Raw genomic sequence first — 7,136 nt, forward strand, 5'->3', positions numbered from 1 at the left:
CCGGTCGTCGGACCCGCCGTTGGCGAAATGCTTGTGATCGTCGGCGCGGCTATGAACGTATATTGGTCAGCCGCCGATGTCGCTGATGTGCCGCCCGCCGTCGTTACCCTTACGTCTACGGTTCCCGAGCCCGCCGGAGCCGTTGCTGTGATTTGTGTTGCTGAATTTACGGTAAAGCCCGTCGCAGCCGTTGCACCAAACGTCACCGCTGTTGCTCCAGACAGATTCGTACCGGTCAATGTGACGGTCGTGCCTCCGGTCGTCGGACCCGCCGTCGGCGAAATGCTTGTGATCGCTGGCTCGGTTGCCGCAAAGGCCGCATTCTCGCCTACAGCTAGCTGTATCACAGGAAGGAACAACAACAAGAAACTCATCAGTACCTTAGATATCTTCTTCTTATTCTGTTTCTCTTTCATTTTGAAATCAACCTCTCTTGCCTAGAATGTATTTTATATTATTATGAAGAGCGCAAATTCGTCCGGGTCAACCAATTCTGAGAAATCTCGCATCTGTTTCATTGGAATCGCCTTATGCAATTGTTACCCCAACTCCAAAACAATCTATTTAAATTGATATGCCGAAACCACAAATGGTTTACACAAGCCTCAACTCCTATATTTCGACAAGTATTCTAGTGAATTGTACTAGCAGGGCCAGCCAGTGTCTAGAAAAATTTTACATCCTATTGGTTATAGTAACAAAATCTAGATAATAAAATATCAAGAGTTCACAAGATCTTCATAAGTTATAACCTGATTCGTAGTTATAGCCTTGAAAAAAATATCACAATTCCGATGAGAGCCTCCCTGTATGCAGATACTTGATTCTCTCCATCAAACAGCCCGTTCAATCCGCCTAGTATCATCTACATCGCTAAGATGATAGACGTTACTTCCTACTTGCTCGAAATCTTCTACTCATGTTGTTTTCTCCTCCATACCACTATTGAATTCGCACATAAGTATATATCCCAAGCCATATAAAAAACACTAACCAAAGTTAGTGTTTCGCAAATATTGTAGAAAAAAGTCTAATTTATGAGTGCTAACTCCTTTGCACAGGGGATTGCCTGACTTCTTCTTTTAACGCCCAGTTTTCCGTATATATGATGGATATAACTTTTAACTGTCCCTTCTGTTAATCCGAATCGATAGGCAATTTCCTTATTCGTCAATCCATCTGTCAGCGCGTACAGGATCTCCGTTTCACGATTCGTGAGTGATTCAAATAACAGCTGTGAAGCTTTCGCAGAAGTTGATGACGGATCATCTGTTGGAACGATTGGTGAATAGCTTTGGCTGCGAGCTTCATCTAATGATTTCACATACACCATTCGGGCAATCATTTGCTCCAGCATTACCCGTATTTCTTGAGTGAAAACGCCGGCTATGAGACTGTTCTCCAAGTAAAGCGCGAATGGCGTTAGTCCTCCTGTGAAAAGAACAGGTATACACAGTACGGATTGGGACTGGTTTCTACGAACTTTTGCCTGTTCAGAAGCATCTCGGATAGCTCTTTCTTCCATTTCACGACCAAAGAAGGTCTGAGGAAGCCGAAACCGGCTTGCTTCATCTACATGTGCGATTTCAAAAGAGATGACTTCTCCCGTTTCCTCCATCGATACGGCGCACCGCTTCAAAACACTTAATAAACCATAAGCACTCTGATAACGCTCTTCGGGATTCTTCGACAAGAGCTTCATAATAAAATCCTCAAGCGAACCAGCCATATCCGAACGCCATTCGCGCAGAGGCTTTGGAACAACGTGAGCGTCAAATAGGCCCCACCTAGTAGTCAGGTGGGGCCTATTTGATGCTCACGATTACAAGTTGTTTCATTGGCTTCGACTAAATCTGTAATAGCTCCCAATGTGTTGTCCTACCTCAAGAAAACCTTCATGGTTCGGACCACAACCCGAATCATGAAAGTGGATCGTCCAGCCGTAAGAAGCGTTCTTTTGTGCTTCGTCTGTTCTTCTATAAAGTCTCGCGTTAATATCGTATACTGATCATCTGACATCCCGCAGTATACTCCCTGAGTTACGTATCTTTCTGACACTTTGCTGTATGGATAATATGACTTGATGATAATACATTAGTGTTGATCAGATATAAGACGTTCTGTAGTATCCAAGAACTTTGCAAACTCATTTGATATGCTACTAAATTGTTTTAACCTTTTGATATCCTGCAAAATAATTTCCTTATTCTCTGCTGTATTCTTTTTTAGAATAAAATCTCTTATTCTTGACAAACAATTGCTGAGCTCTTCAACATATTGTATAGCTCCAATACTTGGGGATTCCTGAGACTCCAAAAATGACTCAACAGCATCTTTATTAACTTCGTCCAAATCAGTAACACTAATCGTTTTGAGATTGCTGTTAAGTTGCAGAGTTCCAATTATTCTCATGAATTCGTTATCAAACTTTGCCCTATTTTTTGATATGTTATTTTGAATTCGATTGATAGAAAATGCAATAAAATCAACAAACTGTAGACCGTACACATTTTTTGATGATTTATAGTTAAGTTCATTGAAAATACCAATAAAATCAGTAAGTAATTGGATAGTATTTGCTTTTTGTCTGCCTTCATCAATTATTATTTCAGCTTTTATATTTTCTTCTTTGTAGTTTTCAATCATGTATTCGTTAATAATTAGTAGCAAGGTATTCAATGCATATTCACTTGGGTCACTAAAACTAAAGCCATTTTCTTTTTTACTTTTATATGACTGACTAAAGCCAGAGTTTTTTAGTGTTCCTGATCCTGTAGCAATGACGACAACATATGGTTTAATACTATTGTATAGTTCAACAAACAACTGAACTATTTCTAGCCTTAACTTAGAATCTATACCTTGAAAAGCATTTTTTGCTGAATATATTTCTGTGAAATGAAATTCAGAGAATGGAATTTCTTGTTGAAGTTTTTTTATGGCAAGGTCAATCACTGAATCAATGTAATTCTTCTCTTCTAAACTCAGTATGACTGCTGCCCAAATCTTAGTATCTGGTGCTAGGAATTTATTTGCTGGTGGCTGTCCAGGAGAACCAGAATCATCAATATAAACAAAAAAATCTTTCATTAACTTACACCTCGTTTAAATTAATTCCCATTACTTCTCCATGCTATTTCGAGAAACAATACAAATAATGTGTTATCCAACTACTTAATTATGTTCACACGTGAAAACATCAGTTCAGTTTCAGCACAAACCTATGTTAATTAATCAGAAATTATGCAATTTCCTCAGACTCCGCGGCAACAGTCCAGCACTAATTATTGTGTAAATCGGCTTTATTTCATAAATAGATTATATTGAAGACTGTCAATCCGTGTTCTAATTATGCTCATAATAAGCATCTCACATTTCCTACCAATATGCCGTGTTAGCTCGATATAGTCATTTAACGATTTGGTTTATTTGTGTTGCTTAGATGCGCTTTAAAGTTTTCTAGTTTACTCTCCTCGACAAAGTTTAAAGTTACAGAAGAATAAACTACAGGATTATTAGAAATCGTCACTATGAATTCATCTTGTAGATAGCACTGAGCTGCACTAGGGAAAAAATCCAAAGTCAATGGATACTTTGCATTTGGGTTATGAAATACAGTTACTCCTTCTGCCCATGGTTCCGAATTCTCCTCAGTAACCAAATATTGAAATCTATTCGGTTTATTAGCATTGGGATCAGGGTTATGTACGCTTCCAATTCTGTACATCAATACATCACTTTCATCAAGCCCACACTGCTTTCCTATTCGACTAAACTTTGAAATTGTCGCACAGGATGAATGTAATACAGCACTTACATTCTCAGAGTTATCTTGAAAAAAGAATCCTGAGGGAATCGTGTTTCGGCCTTCGCCTTTACTATGTTTTTCAACTTTTATTGGGTGTATTATCAGTTCGCCCTTTTCATTATATGAATGGTGATATTTATATCCATATAGATATGTTATTAGCGAATTCTGACTCCAAGTCATTGAAAACGTTTCATGAAAATCAGCGATTGCTAGAATAAACGGCTTTTCTTCTGTATGTGAGTATTCCCAATAATGTCTTCTGGATTTATCAGTATGGGTTAATTTGCTATATAGTGAGCTTCCCCACTTTGCAGGCATTATCTCTTGATCACTTAAAACATCTTCTAATTTAGGCATATGAGTCCATATTTTATCGGGTTCTTTATTAGCTACTATAACGGCCTCTAAAGAAACATCCATGTTATTCGATCTAAGTAAAAAATCTGGTGCAAAGTGACTTCGGTCAATCAGTAAACCTTCTTCATTAAAATAACAAAATAGATACAACTCCCAAAGTCTAGAGTCAAATCCTCGCGTTTGAAATTGTTCAACGAAATTACCATCCACATCGAAAAAATGTGGCATAATCTCATTTATAACACTCCTTGCTCCAGAATGAGTTGGACTCTTGGATATAAAATCGAAATACCTATCAAGTTTAGATGTTTTTACTATTGGAATAAACAAATCTTTTACTACATTCTTATTGATTACTCCGTTCACTATTTCTGTTAATTCCAGATCCTTTGAATAAGAAAATAAATAACTTCTTGCCAAATCTATATTCTCTATATTAATTTTTAAATTAATACAGCGGATTTGTCTGTTCTCATCCCTTGCAGAAAAAATTACAGTATAATTTTTATCTTGCCTGTCAAGGCAAATGACCCCCCACAAAGTTTTTAAATCATTCATATACCATTCAATTTCCTCATTAAAAAATTCTGATAGATTACTTCTGGTAAAAAACACATGCAAATCATATTGGTTTCTAGATATAGCTCGCAACTACTTTTACTTCTTTCAGAATAAATTTAGAATCATCATGGAGTTCCCCTAGTTTACTAGGAGAACTTATTCAGCGACTAGAAGCGGAGTCTTCTGGAACAATTGATTTTTTATCAACATCTTTTAAAGCTTCAGATATTGCTTTAGAATTAGCTTCTCTTATTAATCAGGAAAAATCAAAGGATTAATTATCCATAATTTAACATCACAAGAAAGCGAGTCTATTGTTTAACTCTCATACCTACTCTCAGACTACTCGTTTGCAGATGCTGCTTCCCTAATACTTTCTAGCTCTTGTAATACAACATCAAGGGATTCTTGTCCTTCATTCGAACTGAAAAATATACTTTCTACAATTATTCTCCAATCTTCAGTAACACTTTCCCAATCTTGATTCCACGAAGTTAAGATATGTTTATACGCTTTGACTGGTTTATTACTGGAAGGAGCAGGATATCCTAGCACATCCTCAATGCAGTTTGCTAGTGGAAACACGTGGGTTTCACTTCCAACGGCTACTTGGATTGGTTCATTAAACTTCATAGCATGTTCCGTTCCAATATCTAAGTCATGAACTACGTACGGTTGGAAGCCCATTGCCTTCAAATACTTTACGAGAGAAATAATAGTCGCTTTACCTCTTGCTTTAACTATTTCCCAATTATAATTCACATCTTTCCTTCTGTCCTCGCTCATTCTATTGATTGTCTCTCTAAAAACAATATCTTCTGTGTCACCCTCAATTATTAGTATTTTCCTAGCGAAAAAGACCTTTGCAATTGAATCATCTATTTTAAGTAGCATTTTAACGTAGGTTTGATCGTCTTCATGCAAAGATTTAAATGCCTTCTTTATATTAAAGGGATTTACTTTGATAGACTCAACCTCCAGAATTTTTTCGTTTTTTTGAACTTTTTCCAAAATAAATTGTAAGCAATTCAATATTTGTGATGATTTTTTCGATAAATCAATCATGTAAGGTGAATGGGTAGTACAAACGATTTGGTTTGAAGATTCACATGCCAGCTCATATATTGTTTCTCTCATTTGAAATGCCGCTTTTGGATGTAAATAAATTTCTGGTTCCTCAAATGCGATGAATAATGGGCGTACAGTAGAATTCTCTCTCCTGCTCTTTTCATTCTCACGCATACTTCGATACCTCAACATAGCAAAAACAGCAGAACGAACAACCCCTGTTCCTTGCTGCTCAACTTTAGTCGATATATTACTCCCCAACTTAATATCAAATTTTGGATTAAGAATATCCTTTGCATCTGATAAATTTGCTTTTGCATCAAACAAAGTGTTTGGAAATACTTCGCCAACTACTTTATTCAGACCTTTAAGCATTGCTGCAAACTCACTCTTCTCGTCATTCGGATCTAATTCAGTTGCTAGTAAATTCAAATGTCTTTGAGCTTCTTTGAAGTTTTCTGATGAATCTCTAACATCACTAAATAAACTATTTAGAGTCTCTAGTAGAGCACCACTCTTTCCAGAGAGTTCATCTATTTTATCCTGTGCAGGAATCAATAAAAATTTCGGTAAATGAATCAATATGTTATTTGCTAACCCTCCTGGATTTACAAACCAATCTTCTTCAGACTCATTAACATCAAAAAGAGCAATGATGTTGTTGTCTTTAAAGATACTTATCTCTTTCGCACCAATCTTTTTGGAAGGCTTCTCATCAGGGAACAATTCTTCTACGATTGATTGCTCCAATCCAGCATTAATAAAATCAGAAACCGTTTTACACGAACTATATTCTGGTTTTAGCTCTCTCTTATATTCCTTCATTTCACCTTCAAAATCTTTATCATGATAATACGTTTTTCTGTAAATACAACTTAATCCCGTTCCACTTGTTTCATGTTCAGTACTATATGGTATAAGACGTCCTTTAAATCCCTGCCATTCATTTGCTTCTAAAGGGACATTTCTAAACTCTGCGGTTAGAACAATATTATTGACAATTGTTTCTTCTGTATTATTTTCTTTATTAATTGTCCTAGTAAAATCATCTAAAGGAATTCTCTTTGTTCCAGTTAAAAAGCATTCTAATGCTTTTAATGCAGAACTTTTTCCTATATTGTTCTCCCCAATTAGAAAGGTAGCATCAGAAAATAATATTTCAGTGTTTAAGTGTCTTCTAAAGCCTTCAATCTTGAATGAATGTAGTTTCATCCTGAATTACGAAAGCCCATAGGAACAAGGACTTGAAAAAAACAAATATGTAATAGCATCCATTTATGGATAGTGAATCTGCGAAGTCCATAGCGAATGATTAAATATGCCTGCAACTTCCCCCTCC

At 36.4% G+C, this 7,136-nt stretch carries 5 protein-coding genes; all 5 read right to left on the reverse strand.

What is annotated here, in order from left to right; translation table 11 throughout:
- Nucleotides 1–416 (reverse strand): IPT/TIG domain-containing protein (locus E0496_RS30190; RefSeq protein ID WP_206669915.1); only part of this gene is annotated, 416 nt, incomplete at its 3' end.
- Nucleotides 417–1,030: 614 nt separating this feature from the next.
- Entirely contained in the window at nucleotides 1,031–1,729 is a 699-nt protein-coding gene (locus E0496_RS30195) for a response regulator transcription factor (protein WP_141505689.1), read from the reverse strand.
- Nucleotides 1,730–2,094: 365 nt separating this feature from the next.
- The gene (locus E0496_RS30200; protein WP_141505690.1) at nucleotides 2,095–3,090 is read right to left on the reverse strand and encodes a DUF3800 domain-containing protein; all 996 of its coding nucleotides are present in this window, start codon (nucleotides 3,088–3,090) and stop codon (nucleotides 2,095–2,097) included.
- 322 nt (nucleotides 3,091–3,412) lie between these two features.
- A complete protein-coding gene (locus tag E0496_RS30205) occupies nucleotides 3,413–4,726 on the reverse strand; it encodes a glycosaminoglycan attachment protein (RefSeq protein ID WP_141505692.1) in 1,314 nt (437 codons plus the stop codon).
- Between the two features lie 345 nt (nucleotides 4,727–5,071).
- Complete coding sequence (locus tag E0496_RS30210; RefSeq protein WP_141505694.1) at nucleotides 5,072–7,009, reverse strand: AAA family ATPase; 1,938 nt, start codon at nucleotides 7,007–7,009, stop codon at nucleotides 5,072–5,074.
- Nucleotides 7,010–7,136: the final 127 nt, after the last annotated feature.

The organism is Paenibacillus luteus, assembly GCF_006542765.1.
Taxonomy (GTDB): domain Bacteria; phylum Bacillota; class Bacilli; order Paenibacillales; family Paenibacillaceae; genus Pristimantibacillus; species Pristimantibacillus luteus.

What these genes read in the sequence shown, in the direction of transcription:
- E0496_RS30195 (WP_141505689.1), bottom strand. Translation starts at nt 1,729, where the DNA reads ATGGCTGGTTCGCTTGAGGATTTTATTATGAAGCTCTTGTCGAAGAAT.
- E0496_RS30210 (WP_141505694.1), bottom strand. Translation starts at nt 7,009, where the DNA reads ATGAAACTACATTCATTCAAGATTGAAGGCTTTAGAAGACACTTAAAC.
- E0496_RS30205 (WP_141505692.1), bottom strand. Translation starts at nt 4,726, where the DNA reads ATGAATGATTTAAAAACTTTGTGGGGGGTCATTTGCCTTGACAGGCAA.
- E0496_RS30200 (WP_141505690.1), bottom strand. Translation starts at nt 3,090, where the DNA reads ATGAAAGATTTTTTTGTTTATATTGATGATTCTGGTTCTCCTGGACAG.